Source organism: Chryseobacterium sp. Mn2064, from assembly GCF_049319685.1.
Taxonomy (GTDB): domain Bacteria; phylum Bacteroidota; class Bacteroidia; order Flavobacteriales; family Weeksellaceae; genus Chryseobacterium.
Map to the genome: position 1 here is coordinate 519,157 of NZ_JBMOUE010000001.1, position 12,088 is coordinate 531,244.

The following is a 12,088-nucleotide window of genomic DNA, read 5'->3' on the forward strand; positions in this document are numbered from 1 at the left end:
ATGCTTCTTTTTTTATCAGTTCTTAGCATGCCTTGCTATTACTATCCCTACTATAATTGCTCAATAATATCTATCAACCCTTACAGGACAGCTGACAAAGGTCAATACCATTTCAGAAGTGTCCGAAAAGGAACACACAACATACTATTCGCTTAAACATTTTATTTTGATGAAGAAAATTGCCAATTTTACTGTTATTTCTACTCCCGATAAAGTGATTGTTAACCGCGGAAAAACTTTTAAGCATTGGTTTGATATCCTTACTGCAGCTGCTTTGGGGCTGTTTTTTTCCTCTGTTACTTACTTTTTCTTAATGGAAACCTTTGAGATTAAAAGTTTCAAATCAATAGCCTCGACATTCGTTATGACATTGTTGACTTTATATCAGTTGACAATGAGCATCTCGTTACTTATTCAGCCGGCAAAGAACATTTTGATCATTGATAAGAAGGCCAACAGGCTTTTGTTAAAACGGACGGTTTTTTCAACCAAGTCATTTCCCATGGATGGTATCAGGAATTTCGAAATCAATAAACATAAAGAAAAAGTTTATTCCGGAGGAAGTGCTTGGAGATCATTGGTTTATTGTACTATTGGAACTACCATCGACAGAAAAGATGAAGTATTGTTAACTGTTAGTTCGAGCCGTATTTTTACGGTTTCCGATCAAAAACTTGAAAAAGAATTGTATGAGCTATCCAAAATGATTTCAGATGAAATATATAAACGTTGGAAATCAAAAAGGTAAGAAAAAGGAGTTATCAATAGCAAAGTTGGATAGATTATAAGGAGTTCCCCTAAAATTATCTTATTTTTTGCGGAAATATTTATAAATTAGAGCGTTACAAATAAAAGCTATAATAACAAAAACAGCCATGTCGGAATATTACGCAAAATCCAGTAATTCTTTATCTTTTGAAGTAACCAAAGATGATCAGTTAATAGGGAAACTTACCTATAGAAGCTGGTTTACATTTAATGCTGAGTTAGAAACCTTAGGTCACACGTTTCAAATTGAGCCCAAAGGTTTTTGGGGAACGACCATAGAATTGAAAGATCAGGAGAGAGTATTTTTGAAATTCCGTATGAACTGGAATGGTGAAATTGTTATTCAGACTTATTTTGATGGGCTCAAAGAAGGGTATCTTTTTAAGCACAGAGGAATATTCAAAGAAGCATTTGTACTTACAGACCAACAGGGTGTAGAACTTTTTGTCATGAAGCCTCATATGAAATGGAGTTCCATGAATTATGAATATCAAATTACCACAACAGATCACTTTGAAACCATTCTCAATAAAGAAATAGTACTCATCAATGCGTTACATTGTGCCAACTACTATATGTCGATGATGGTAGCTGCGATTGTGTAAAGAACTTTACCTCTACAAAATTAACATAGGTTTTTATCTCCAAATAAAGGTATACTATTTTATTGGATACTCATGTTTTTTCGGACTGTAAAATGGCCTTGAAATATTGTTTTCTAACCTCAGAATGAATGATAAAAATAAGTTTTCATTAATAATACAATAAATTCTTTAAAATTAATTTAATACTTAAAAAATAGTCTAATAGTAGATATATCAGGGTTTTCGATCTTCGGGAACCCTTTATTTATGGACTTTTAGAAGATAAATCTTTCATGATTTTCATCATATTTTTATTTAGAATTAATAAAAATAATGTAGTTTTGCATCATCAAACTTTATTATACAAATGGAAAAATGATTTCCACAAGATAAAAAAGATTTAAAAAAAAATAATTAATTGCTGGACAACGCAAGGTCACTAAAAGGATTAAAACGTTTTCTAAGAGGTAGGAAAATCGAATACTTTTAACAAAGTAAATATATTTAGTAATTAGATTTTAACACGCATCCATAAATTTGATCAATTTCAAATTCTTACTTCTTAAGACTCAAAAACCCAATACCACTTTTTGCGATTTTGCGTATATCCAGCGTCAATCTTTACTTAGCGAAAATCAATCATCGAAAAAAGTAAATATAAAAATGTCCACATCGAAAAGAAAGATATAATGAATAGCGGGTTTAAATTTTTCTCATGTATTCTGTTATTATTTTTTACCTCAGGAAGAGCCCAGGAAAAAATAGTAATAGGAGAGAAGCATGCTTTGTTTTCTAAGATTTTGAATGAAAACAGAGAAATATGGATTCATCTTCCCAAAACCTACAATGATCATACAATAAGCCCGGCAAAATATCCCGTTATCTACGTTTTAGATGGTGAAATCAATTTTGAGTATTATACAGGAATGAGCGATTTTCTCGCAAGAACTCCTTATGCTGATATCCCGGAATGCATTGTGATCGGAATTAAAAATACGGAAAGAACAAGAGATCTTACTCCTACAAAATCTCAGAAGAAAAGTCCCGTAAATCCAAATATTATGCTTTTCTCGGAGAGCGGTGAAAGTGAGAATTTTGTGAGATTTCTTCAGGAAGAAGTAAAACCGTTCATCAACAAAAACTATAGAATCCAGGAGTATACGGTTCTGGTGGGACACTCTTTCGGTGGTTTGTTTGCGATCAATACGCTTCTTACCCATCCGGAATACTTCAATGCTTATGTAGCCAATGATCCAAGTTTGTGGTGGGACAATAAAATAATGATTTCCAAAACGAAAGAATATCTGGAGAAAAATAAAGAATTTCCGAAAAAGAAAGTCTTGTATGTTTCTCAGGCTGATAATGAAGAACAGCAGAAAAACTGGAATTCTGATATGACTCAGGCTATCGAGGATTTTAAAAAAATTATTGAACAAAACGGTTCATTATATTACCAACATCGCTTTTTTGTAGGTGAAGTTCATGGTACTGTTTCTTACCCGGCAAATTATGAAGCATTGAAATTCGTATTTAAAGGATTTAGAACCGATATTAAACAGCTTGCCAAAAAACCAGGACAGCTTGAAGCAGATTACCGGAAACTGTCTGACAGAGCAGGAACAGAATTCCTTCCTTCAGAAACTTACCTGAATACAGTGGTGAAGTTTATGAAAAACAACGACTTTAAAGAAACAGAAACCTACTTTATAAATTTTAAAAATAAGCTTTATCCTAAAGTGAAATAGTAGACTTTGATTATTAATTATTGGGGGATAGGGCGGATTGTAGACATACAGTTCGTCCTATTTTGATGAAGAAGAAAAAAGTTTTCAGAATTCTTGTCCATGAAAAAAACATATCGTAATATTGCGATATATAAATATGAAAAATGGGACTTACTAAAACCGAAATATTTACAGAAGAACAAAACAGATTATCTGCATTATTTAAAGTATTGGGACATCCTGCAAGAATTGCCATTCTTCAGCATATCATTAATCAGAAAGCTTGTATCTGTAATGATTTGGTGGAAGAGCTGGGATTGGCCCAGGCAACGATTTCACAACATCTGAAAGAACTTAAGAATACCGGAATTATCAAAGGTTCCATTGAAGGGAAATCTGTGTGTTATTGCATAGATGAGAAAATCTGGAAGACCATACAATCTCAATTCAACCTTTTCTTTGATCAGGAAATCAGTACCAATCAATGCTGTTAAAGCATTTTTTTTATACTTTTTAATATCGTTATATTGCAATATGTAAATAATAAATACAATGAATCCAAACCTATCCAAAACAATTGAACAGGTCTTACTTTCAAAACCTGTAAGCGAAAACAGAAAAGAAATTCTGAAACCTCTGATTGATTTTATTCAGAAAAAAAGAGATCAGCAACAAGAAATTTCCATCAATTTTATCTGTACTCACAATTCTCGTCGTAGCCATTTTGCTCAGATTTGGGCGCAGACCGCAGCGGCTCATTTCGGGATTGATCTGGTTTCCTGCTACTCGGGAGGAACTGAAGAAACCGCTTTATTTCCAAAAGTTGCCGATACACTCACCAGCCAAGGTTTTTCAATCTTTAAAATCTCTGAAAACGACAACCCGGTGTATGCGGTAAAATATGACGATAATGCTCCTGCTATTGTGGGGTTTTCTAAAAAATATGACAGCCTGTTCAACCCAGTTTCAGAATTTGCCGCGGTAATGACTTGCTCACAGGCTGATGGCGGATGTCCTTTTATACCCGGTGCAGAAGTAAGAATTCCCATCACATTTGAAGATCCGAAGTCATCGGACAACCTACCGGAACAAGATGAGGTATATTATCAGCGAAGTATTGAGATCGCTTCAGAAATGTTGTATGTTTTTTCAATGATTAAAAGATAAAAAAATGAATCCCCGATTAAAACTTCTCGACAGATATTTAACTCTTTGGATTTTTCTGGCGATGCTTGCCGGAATTGGCCTCGGTGCAATATTTCCTGGAATTTTCGATGTCACCAATACGTTCAGTATAGGAACCACCAATATTCCCCTGGCTGTAGGGTTGATCCTCATGATGTATCCTCCATTGGCAAAAGTGGATTATTCTTTACTGCCCATCGCTTTTAAAGATAAAAAAGTGATCAGTATTTCATTATTTCTCAATTGGATTATAGGACCGGTTTTGATGTTTATTCTAGCTATTATATTTCTGAAAAATGAACCGGATTATATGGTGGGCTTAATTTTAATAGGCCTGGCAAGATGCATTGCCATGGTAATTGTTTGGAATGACCTGGCCAGAGGAAACCGTGAATATGCTGCTTTATTGGTCGCTCTGAATTCTGTTTTTCAGGTGATAAGCTACAGCTTTTTTGTATGGATTTTTATTAATGTGCTGCCGGAAAAACTGGGCTTGGCAAGTTTTAATGTAAAAGTATCCGTACAAGAAGTCACCCAAAGTGTTATGATTTATCTGGGAATTCCCTTTCTGAGTGGGTTTCTGAGTAGATATTTCCTGATTAAAAGAAAAGGAGAGGCATGGTACAACAGAGTATTTATTCCGGCCATATCTCCTGTTACACTTTATGCATTGCTGTTTACCATTATTTTAATGTTCAGCCTGAAAGGGAGTCAGATTCTGGAATTACCCATGGATGTATTGAAAGTGGCCATTCCTCTGACCATTTATTTTGTTCTGATGTTTTTTATAAGTTTTCTGATCAATACAACATTAAAAGTTCCCTATGATAAAAATATCTCAATAGCCTTTACCGCTACAGGAAACAATTTCGAACTGGCCATTGCTGTTTCCATCGCTGTTTTTGGGCTTCATTCTCCACAGGCTTTTGTTGGGGTTATCGGTCCTTTGATTGAGGTTCCTGTTTTAATCCTGTTGGTGAAAGCAAGTTTGTGGCTCAGGAAAAAGTATGATCAATAATGACATTTCAATTCAAAAGGTGAAGGCAATCTTCACCTTTTATGTTTTTTAAAAGAGAAGGATTAATAATAAGATGTTAATGTATTTTATAATAAGGTTCCGAATAGTACTTGCTGGGCTTTATGTATGCCATTTCCCTGTCTGCATCGAAAATCCAGATAAATCTACGCAGCATATCGGCTCCTAGATAACTTACATTCTGTGTTTTAAGGTCTCCTGCAAAAAAGCCTATGGAAGCATCTTTAAACACAAAATTGCCGAGCTTAAAAAAAGGAAGAATTGCCTGTTTGGTAATTACACTTTTTCCTTCAGAGTTCTTCAGCGTTTTCTCACCGGTTATTTTCAGTTTTTTGTCTAATTCCTGTTGATCTGCAAAATCATTACTATATAAAACTCCGCCCGAATAGCCGGATTGAAGCGCAAAATAAGATTCCTTTTGATGGCTCTCAACAACATTGTCTGCAGCAATATAAAGAGCTTCATGATCCAGAATCGTTTTCACAGGAAGAAATCCTTTCAGATCAGGCTTTTGTTTTTCATCATAAATAACAAATCTGTTGTTGTCATAATCAATCATAAATGTTTTTCCTTCAAAAATGGCTGTTCCCACTTTTCCATCTGCTTCATGACCCGTTAGCTGATTATCTATAAAACGAATATCTTTCCATGACATTTTGCCGATATTCAGTGTATTATGGTCGCTTACTTTTTCTTTGTTAAAAATAATATGATCTGCTTTTCGTTTACGGTCAGGAGATATAGCGCAGTCTTTCATCGCAATCTGGAACATCAGATCCAGAGAATCTTTTTGGTTGATCAGTGCTTTTACAATAATATTATTGTGTTGGGTAATTCTGAATGGGATTGTTTGCTGTGCTTTTACAAGGGAAGAACTTATGAAAACAAGAAATAGAAAAATTATTTTTTTTAACATGGGTGCTTGGGATATCGGTTGATGATTTGAGATAAGTAAATTACCTTTTATTTTTGACATAATAAGATAGAAAAATACTTGTCCATTTTTCGGTTGTTCACCAATGGCCTAAAAGATTAATTTTATCAAAAAAATAGAATGAAAAATATTCAAATATTTAAAGAACTACATCAAAATAGCGAACCACTATTATTGGGGAATGTCTGGAATCCGCAGAGTGCTAAACTTTATGAAAAACAAGGGTATAAAGCGTTGGCTACTTCAAGTTCAGCCGTTGCCAACAGTTTAGGGTATGAAGATGGAGAAAATATGAGTTTTGATGAATATCTTTATATTGTTGAAAGAATTTTACAATCAGTATCAATACCATTAACAGTAGATCTAGAAGGTGGCTATGGAAAAACTTCTGATGAAATTGTATCCAATATTTCCAAACTTGCTGAGATGGGAGTGGTTGGTATTAATATAGAGGATAGTGTTATCACCAGTGGAACCAGAAAGATTTTAGATAAAGAAGTGTTTTTTAAAAAGCTGAAATCTATTGTTTCAAAGCTAAAAGAGAATAAAGTTGACATTTTCATTAACTTAAGAACAGATGCTTTTTTATTAGGACTGGAAAACCCTGTCGAAGAAGCATTACAAAGAATTAAACTTTTTGAAGAAGCTGGAGTTGATGGTATTTTTGTTCCCTGCATTACTTCTGAAGATGATATCGAAGTCATTGTAAATTCAACAAAACTTCCTGTAAATGTCATGTGTATGCCCGGGTTGCCCGATTTTAAAACTCTTCAGAACCTAGGCGTAAAAAGAATATCATCAGGTAATTTTCTAAATGGATATATTTATCGGAATTTAGAAGAAAAAAGCAGTGAAATTATAAAAAAACAAAGTTTTTTACCCATTTTTGAATCATAATGAAACTTACAGCAGAAAGAATGTATCAGGCATCGCTAGATAAAGATTCTTCGTTTGAAGGAACTTATTGGATGGCTGTAAAAACTACCGGAATATTCTGTCGGCCGACCTGTACTGCAAGAAAGCCTAAGAAAGAAAATGTAGAATTCTTTCTAAATGCAGAAGAGGCCATTGAAAAAGGGTACAGAGCATGTAAAATATGCAAACCTCTTGAAAAACTAAATGAAACACCTCAATACATTCAGGAATTACTGGCTGAATTGACGCAAAATGAATCTGTGAAGATCAAAGATGCAGATCTCCTGAGAAGAAATATTGAACCGGTAACGATCCGTCGTTGGTTTTTGAAAAATCACGGAATGACGTTTCATGCTTTTCAGAGAGAATTCAGGATGAATACGGCTTTCAAAAAAATAAAAAATGGTGAAAGTATTATGGAGACCGCTTTAGATTCAGGATATGAAAGTTTAAGTGGTTTTAATGAAAGTTTTAAAAATATTCTCGGAATTTCACCCAAAAAGAGCAAAATACAAATGATTATTGATGTTAAAAGAATTGAAACTCCCCTGGGAACCATGTTTGCATGCGCTGTAGATAAAGGAATCTGTTTACTTGAATTTACCGACCGAAAGGATATCGAAAAGCAATTCAGTTCATTATCTAAAGCTCTTAATGCAGAAATCGTACAGGGTGAAAACAAATATTTCAAGCAACTGGAAGAGGAACTGAAAGAATATTTTGAAGGAAAAAGACAGAAATTTGACGTTCCATTATTTATAACCGGAACAGAATTTCAGAAAAATGTTTGGCAGCTTTTACTCGAAATTCCGGTAGGAGAGACCAGAAGCTATAAACAACAGTCAGAATTTCTAGGAAATCCTAAAGCGATCCGAGCAGTAGGAACTGCTAATGGAATTAATAAAATTGCTATTTTGATCCCTTGTCACAGAGTGATTGGTTCAAATGGTAAATTGGTGGGATATGCAGGAGGAATCTGGAGAAAACAAAAACTATTGGAACTGGAAAAAGCAATTTTGTTGTAAATCATGCCGTCAAGCCTGGAAAACGGAAAACAATCAAAAAAATAATCTCTTTAACCGTTGAAAATCTATATTGGATGATCATTTTACTATGAATCAGATCGAAAAAAATCGAAAAAATATTAAAACCGGAGAAAGATATTTTATTTTGATTTTCGTAATTTTAAGCAAAAATTTACACGTGAAAAATTTAATAGCAGCAGTTTGCATTTCAATTTCAGCATTCAGTTTTGCACAGGACTATTCTGTACCTGCAGTAAGTCCGCGTCAGAAGGTGGAACAGCAGTTTTCTATGTCTAAAATTTCAATAGACTATGGAAGACCAGGAGTGAAAGGGCGTAAGATTTTCGGAGATTTGGTTCCTTATGGCCAAGTTTGGAGAGCAGGAGCTAACTCTTCTACAAAAATTACATTCGGACAGACCATTAATTTTGGAGGGAAAAGTGTTCCGGCAGGAACTTACGGATTATTCATTGTTCCTACAGAAAAAGAATGGAAAATAATTTTGAATAAAGATTTCCAGCAATGGGGTGCCTATACTTATGATCCTAAACAGGACGTAGTAGATGTTACAGTACCGGTGAATAAATTGACCGACAAGCAGGAATGGTTTGAAATTACCCTGAATCCAACAGATGAAAACTCTGGAAACCTTGTGATCAAATGGGATACCAATCAGGCTGAAATTCCATTGAAACCAGCAAAATTAGATACTGTAATCAAGATTTCTGATAAGTTGAAAGAAATCCAGAGAATAGAATCAGACTCTAACAAAAAAGGATAAGTATGAATTTTTCTGTTCAGCCCGTTTTAGAGAATGAAGAATATCAATTAATCCCCTTACAGCAAGGGGATTTTGAATCTTTGTACGAAGTGGCTTCCGATCCTAAAGTTTGGGAACAGCATCCGAATAAAGACCGCTATCAAAGAGAGGTTTTTGAAAATTTCTTTAAAGGAGCAATGGAAAGTAAAGGAGCTTTTAAAATTATTGAAAAAACGACAGGAGATGTATTGGGAAGCAGCCGTTATTATAATTTTGATGAAGAGGACAACCATATTTTCATAGGATATACTTTTTATGGGACAAAATCCTGGGGAAAAGGAATTAATCCACAGGTGAAAAAGCTGATGTTGGATTATATTTTCCAGTATGTAGATAAAGTACATTTTCATGTTGGCAAAGAAAACTTCCGTTCTCAAACAGCTTTGGGAAGAATCGGAGGTAAGAAAATTGCCGAAGAAGAGGTGGCTTATTTTGGAGAACCTACACGAACAAATTTTGTATACGAAATCAGGAAAGAAGATTGGGTATGAAAAAATATAGAATTCAGCAATCGCCATTTGTAGTTCCTACTACTGATGGAAAACTTATAGAAGAGCATTGGGGAAACTCTACAGGAAATTCTAATATTTCTATTGCTCATATGATTGCTCCTCCAGATTGGAGTGAGCCCCATCAGACGCCAGAGTTTGATGAATTTACCTATATTATTTCAGGAAAAAAGCAATTTGAAATTGATGGAGAAATTGTTGTATTAGAAAAAGGACAGAGCATTCTTATTGAAAAAGGAGCAAGAATCCGTTACAGCAATCCGTTTTCAGAGCCTTGCGAATACATGGCGATCTGTCTGCCGGCCTTCTCTATGGAGTTGGTGAACAGGGAAGAAGAAGGAACAAATTAATAAAATAAAAGGCAAATCTGTAGATTTGCCTTTTATTTTATTTCAAAATTTCTTTTAGAAACATGAGTGTATGATTCCAGGCTCTTTTGGCCATTACTTCATTATAATCCGGTGATTTAGGATCGGTAAATGTGTGTTTTGAATGCGCATAGGTAATAATCTGCCAGTCTGCATTACCTTCATTCATTTCTTTGATGAGGTTGTCATAATCCTGTTGGCTTACGCTTTTATCGTCTGCAGGGTTTTCAACCAAAATCTTAGCGGTCAGTGTTTCATTTTTTCTGCTTTGATCTTTAGTCAGACTTCCATGAATAGAAACAGCACCTACTACAGGAAGACCACCTCTTGCGGACTCTAAAGCGCCCGTACCTCCAAAACAATAACCAATGACAGCTGTTTTGTCAGACAGAGCTCCATTTTTCTTCAATTGTTCCAGCGCTAAAGAAATTCTTTTTTGATATTCTTTATAATTCTGTTTGTAATAGCCGGAACTTTTCGCAGCAGATTCATTATCTGCTGGAATTTTTCCTTCGCCGTAAATATCGGCAATGAAAGCAATGTAGCCTTGCTTTTCAAGTTCAAGAGCAGTGTTCTTTGCTTCTTCATCAATTCCCTTCCAGGCTGGAAGGATGAGAACTCCCGGAAGTTTTTTTCCTGCATTGGAGGTAACCAAACCATTCAGTTTTTGAGCCCCGTCCTGATAGGAAACTGTTTTAAGTTTTTGACTGAATAGAGATCCTGAAGTCATTATAAATGCGGTGAATAAGATTGAGCGTATCATATTTTTATTTTATAAAGTAATCCTCATCTAAATTAATAAAAATAACTCATCATAAGGATGGGGAGTATATATTTAATCAACTTGTACTCCTAAGCGGAGTAATTCATCCTCCAGATCTGTTTCAGGAGTTACCTGAACCGTAATGAAACCTAAAGACTTTACCATTTCAATATTTTTAGGGTTGTCATCAATAAAAACTGATTCATCAGCCTGTATATTATAACAGTTCATAAGAATATGGCAGGTTTCTTACTTTGTCCTGTTCCTCGTCCCATTCAGAATAGGCAATGTTTTTCAGAAAATATTCCATTTTTTCATCATCATTGAAATAGATCTTAAAGAAATATCTTGGGTCCCAATCCATCAGTACACCTCCGAAATCGAATATAATGTTATTAATCTTCATATTATAAATGGAGTTAATTTTTGTTTGTATTTTCTTTGTGAAGCAAACTTTACTATTGATCATAAAAAAACCGGAAGATGTCTTCCGGCTCAAATTATTGTTCTATCGGTGATGTCCATCATGATGACCATCGTGGCGGTCATTGAATCCTCTGTCGTGAGGTATTGGTCTGCCACGGTATTTTCTGTAATCATTATCATATTTCAATCTTGGATTTTGCCCCTCGTAATACCTTGCATAAAATCTTCTGTATTGCTCAGGGGTCATTATTTTTTCCATGGCATAATAACGGTCTGCATACCATCTGTTGGGCTCTCTGCCATAGATGCGGTTCCAGGAATTATAGTCAGGATAACGGTTGTTCAGTAGAGTCAGCTGATTGATCTGTACTTTATTCAGTCCAAGGTAGATGGCTACCTGTCCCCAATTGATGGAAGCGATGCTTCCTCTGTAATCATTGTAATAATTTTGTGAAAAGCCTAATGTGAATATACCTAAGGCGGTCACAATTAATAACTTTTTCATGACTAAAACTGTATTTTAAAACTAAGTAGGAAATACCCAAAAGTATACCATTTCAAATGTTTTTTAGTACAATTTCAATAGGTGTTTATGCATTTTATTCAGGTCGGTAAAATCTGTACTGCCCATCTTCATAATAAGCATTGATATGCTGTAAACCATTGGTCAGTATGATCTCTTTAGCTCCAATAATAGAATTGTATCTTGCGGTTTGCTCAAATGTTTTTTCCGTTAATTTTACTTGTGGTGCTTTGCATTCAATCAGCACAACAGGTTCTGTTTTTTCTGTAACCAGCAGATCCACTCTTTTGGTCAAACCGTTCAGAACAATCTTTTTTTCTGTGATTAATGCCGATGTAGAATAAGATTTTACAGTAAGGTAATAATGAATCCAGTGTTGTCTTACCCATTCCTCGGGAGTGAGCAGAAGATAAGTTTTGCGAACCAAATCATAAATAAAAAACTTATCTTTGTCTTTCTTGAATTTAAAATCAAAAGTTTCCTGAAAATTCAGTTTTGGAAGTTCCAT

General features: G+C 34.7%; 17 protein-coding genes. 11 read left to right on the forward strand and 6 right to left on the reverse strand.

What is annotated here, in order from left to right:
- Positions 1-169 precede the first annotated feature (169 nt).
- From ACL9RH_RS02320 to arsB, 6 genes are all read left to right on the forward strand, one after another.
- Positions 170-748, forward strand: coding sequence for a hypothetical protein (locus ACL9RH_RS02320; RefSeq protein WP_422691715.1), 579 nt, complete (start codon positions 170-172; stop codon positions 746-748).
- Positions 749-875: 127 nt separating this feature from the next.
- Positions 876-1,373, forward strand: coding sequence for a hypothetical protein (locus ACL9RH_RS02325; protein WP_422691716.1), 498 nt, complete (start codon positions 876-878; stop codon positions 1,371-1,373).
- 668 nt (positions 1,374-2,041) lie between these two features.
- Positions 2,042-3,097: an alpha/beta hydrolase gene (locus ACL9RH_RS02330; RefSeq protein ID WP_422691717.1), complete on the forward strand. Its 1,056-nt coding sequence runs from the start codon at positions 2,042-2,044 to the stop codon at positions 3,095-3,097.
- Between the two features lie 143 nt (positions 3,098-3,240).
- A complete protein-coding gene (locus ACL9RH_RS02335) occupies positions 3,241-3,570 on the forward strand; it encodes an ArsR/SmtB family transcription factor (protein ID WP_422691718.1) in 330 nt (109 codons plus the stop codon).
- A gap of 58 nt (positions 3,571-3,628) precedes the next feature.
- Positions 3,629-4,243, forward strand: a complete 615-nt coding sequence (locus tag ACL9RH_RS02340; protein ID WP_422691719.1) for a low molecular weight phosphatase family protein — start codon at positions 3,629-3,631, stop codon at positions 4,241-4,243.
- A 4-nt stretch (positions 4,244-4,247) separates the two neighbouring features.
- On the forward strand, positions 4,248-5,279 hold the full coding sequence (gene arsB, locus ACL9RH_RS02345; protein WP_422691720.1) for an ACR3 family arsenite efflux transporter: 1,032 nt from the start codon (positions 4,248-4,250) through the stop codon (positions 5,277-5,279).
- A gap of 76 nt (positions 5,280-5,355) precedes the next feature.
- On the opposite strand, the gene ACL9RH_RS02350 is transcribed toward arsB, so the two are convergent.
- Positions 5,356-6,213 carry a hypothetical protein gene (locus tag ACL9RH_RS02350; protein ID WP_422691721.1) on the reverse strand — a complete coding sequence of 286 codons (858 nt, stop codon included), beginning with the start codon at positions 6,211-6,213 and terminating at the stop codon, positions 5,356-5,358.
- A 138-nt stretch (positions 6,214-6,351) separates the two neighbouring features.
- Between ACL9RH_RS02350 and ACL9RH_RS02355 the strand changes: the two genes are divergently transcribed.
- From ACL9RH_RS02355 to ACL9RH_RS02375, 5 genes are all read left to right on the forward strand, one after another.
- Positions 6,352-7,128, forward strand: a complete 777-nt coding sequence (locus ACL9RH_RS02355) for an isocitrate lyase/PEP mutase family protein (protein ID WP_422691723.1) — start codon at positions 6,352-6,354, stop codon at positions 7,126-7,128.
- Positions 7,128-8,171, forward strand: a complete 1,044-nt coding sequence (locus ACL9RH_RS02360; RefSeq protein WP_422691725.1) for a bifunctional transcriptional activator/DNA repair enzyme AdaA — start codon at positions 7,128-7,130, stop codon at positions 8,169-8,171. Before ACL9RH_RS02355 ends, ACL9RH_RS02360 begins: the two co-directional genes overlap by 1 nt.
- A gap of 178 nt (positions 8,172-8,349) precedes the next feature.
- The gene (locus ACL9RH_RS02365) at positions 8,350-8,952 is read left to right on the forward strand and encodes a DUF2911 domain-containing protein (RefSeq protein WP_422691726.1); all 603 of its coding nucleotides are present in this window, start codon (positions 8,350-8,352) and stop codon (positions 8,950-8,952) included.
- A 2-nt stretch (positions 8,953-8,954) separates the two neighbouring features.
- The gene (locus ACL9RH_RS02370) at positions 8,955-9,482 is read left to right on the forward strand and encodes a GNAT family N-acetyltransferase (RefSeq protein WP_422691727.1); all 528 of its coding nucleotides are present in this window, start codon (positions 8,955-8,957) and stop codon (positions 9,480-9,482) included.
- On the forward strand, positions 9,479-9,850 hold the full coding sequence (locus ACL9RH_RS02375) for a cupin domain-containing protein (RefSeq protein WP_422691728.1): 372 nt from the start codon (positions 9,479-9,481) through the stop codon (positions 9,848-9,850). The genes ACL9RH_RS02370 and ACL9RH_RS02375 overlap by 4 nt, the downstream gene beginning before the upstream one ends.
- Before the next feature lie 37 nt (positions 9,851-9,887).
- On the opposite strand, the gene ACL9RH_RS02380 is transcribed toward ACL9RH_RS02375, so the two are convergent.
- From ACL9RH_RS02380 to ACL9RH_RS02400, 5 genes are all read right to left on the reverse strand, one after another.
- Entirely contained in the window at positions 9,888-10,631 is a 744-nt protein-coding gene (locus tag ACL9RH_RS02380; protein WP_422691729.1) for a dienelactone hydrolase family protein, read from the reverse strand.
- A 72-nt stretch (positions 10,632-10,703) separates the two neighbouring features.
- Entirely contained in the window at positions 10,704-10,862 is a 159-nt protein-coding gene (locus tag ACL9RH_RS02385; protein WP_422691730.1) for a hypothetical protein, read from the reverse strand.
- Positions 10,849-11,037, reverse strand: a complete 189-nt coding sequence (locus ACL9RH_RS02390) for a hypothetical protein (RefSeq protein ID WP_422691731.1) — start codon at positions 11,035-11,037, stop codon at positions 10,849-10,851. Before ACL9RH_RS02390 ends, ACL9RH_RS02385 begins: the two co-directional genes overlap by 14 nt.
- 102 nt (positions 11,038-11,139) lie before the next feature.
- Positions 11,140-11,562, reverse strand: coding sequence for a hypothetical protein (locus ACL9RH_RS02395; RefSeq protein WP_422691732.1), 423 nt, complete (start codon positions 11,560-11,562; stop codon positions 11,140-11,142).
- A 94-nt stretch (positions 11,563-11,656) separates the two neighbouring features.
- On the reverse strand, positions 11,657-12,088 hold the full coding sequence (locus ACL9RH_RS02400) for a type I restriction enzyme HsdR N-terminal domain-containing protein (RefSeq protein ID WP_422691733.1): 432 nt from the start codon (positions 12,086-12,088) through the stop codon (positions 11,657-11,659).

Bases quoted from the DNA above. Each gene is read 5' to 3' on its own strand.
- ACL9RH_RS02335 (WP_422691718.1), top strand. From the start codon at position 3,241: ATGGGACTTACTAAAACCGAAATATTTACAGAAGAACAAAACAGATTA.
- ACL9RH_RS02400 (WP_422691733.1), bottom strand. From the start codon at position 12,088: ATGGAACTTCCAAAACTGAATTTTCAGGAAACTTTTGATTTTAAATTC.
- ACL9RH_RS02395 (WP_422691732.1), bottom strand. From the start codon at position 11,562: ATGAAAAAGTTATTAATTGTGACCGCCTTAGGTATATTCACATTAGGC.
- ACL9RH_RS02370 (WP_422691727.1), top strand. From the start codon at position 8,955: ATGAATTTTTCTGTTCAGCCCGTTTTAGAGAATGAAGAATATCAATTA.
- ACL9RH_RS02385 (WP_422691730.1), bottom strand. From the start codon at position 10,862: ATGAACTGTTATAATATACAGGCTGATGAATCAGTTTTTATTGATGAC.
- ACL9RH_RS02340 (WP_422691719.1), top strand. From the start codon at position 3,629: ATGAATCCAAACCTATCCAAAACAATTGAACAGGTCTTACTTTCAAAA.
- ACL9RH_RS02320 (WP_422691715.1), top strand. From the start codon at position 170: ATGAAGAAAATTGCCAATTTTACTGTTATTTCTACTCCCGATAAAGTG.
- arsB (WP_422691720.1), top strand. From the start codon at position 4,248: ATGAATCCCCGATTAAAACTTCTCGACAGATATTTAACTCTTTGGATT.
- ACL9RH_RS02360 (WP_422691725.1), top strand. From the start codon at position 7,128: ATGAAACTTACAGCAGAAAGAATGTATCAGGCATCGCTAGATAAAGAT.
- ACL9RH_RS02350 (WP_422691721.1), bottom strand. From the start codon at position 6,213: ATGTTAAAAAAAATAATTTTTCTATTTCTTGTTTTCATAAGTTCTTCC.
- ACL9RH_RS02355 (WP_422691723.1), top strand. From the start codon at position 6,352: ATGAAAAATATTCAAATATTTAAAGAACTACATCAAAATAGCGAACCA.
- ACL9RH_RS02375 (WP_422691728.1), top strand. From the start codon at position 9,479: ATGAAAAAATATAGAATTCAGCAATCGCCATTTGTAGTTCCTACTACT.
- ACL9RH_RS02325 (WP_422691716.1), top strand. From the start codon at position 876: ATGTCGGAATATTACGCAAAATCCAGTAATTCTTTATCTTTTGAAGTA.
- ACL9RH_RS02380 (WP_422691729.1), bottom strand. From the start codon at position 10,631: ATGATACGCTCAATCTTATTCACCGCATTTATAATGACTTCAGGATCT.
- ACL9RH_RS02330 (WP_422691717.1), top strand. From the start codon at position 2,042: ATGAATAGCGGGTTTAAATTTTTCTCATGTATTCTGTTATTATTTTTT.
- ACL9RH_RS02390 (WP_422691731.1), bottom strand. From the start codon at position 11,037: ATGAAGATTAATAACATTATATTCGATTTCGGAGGTGTACTGATGGAT.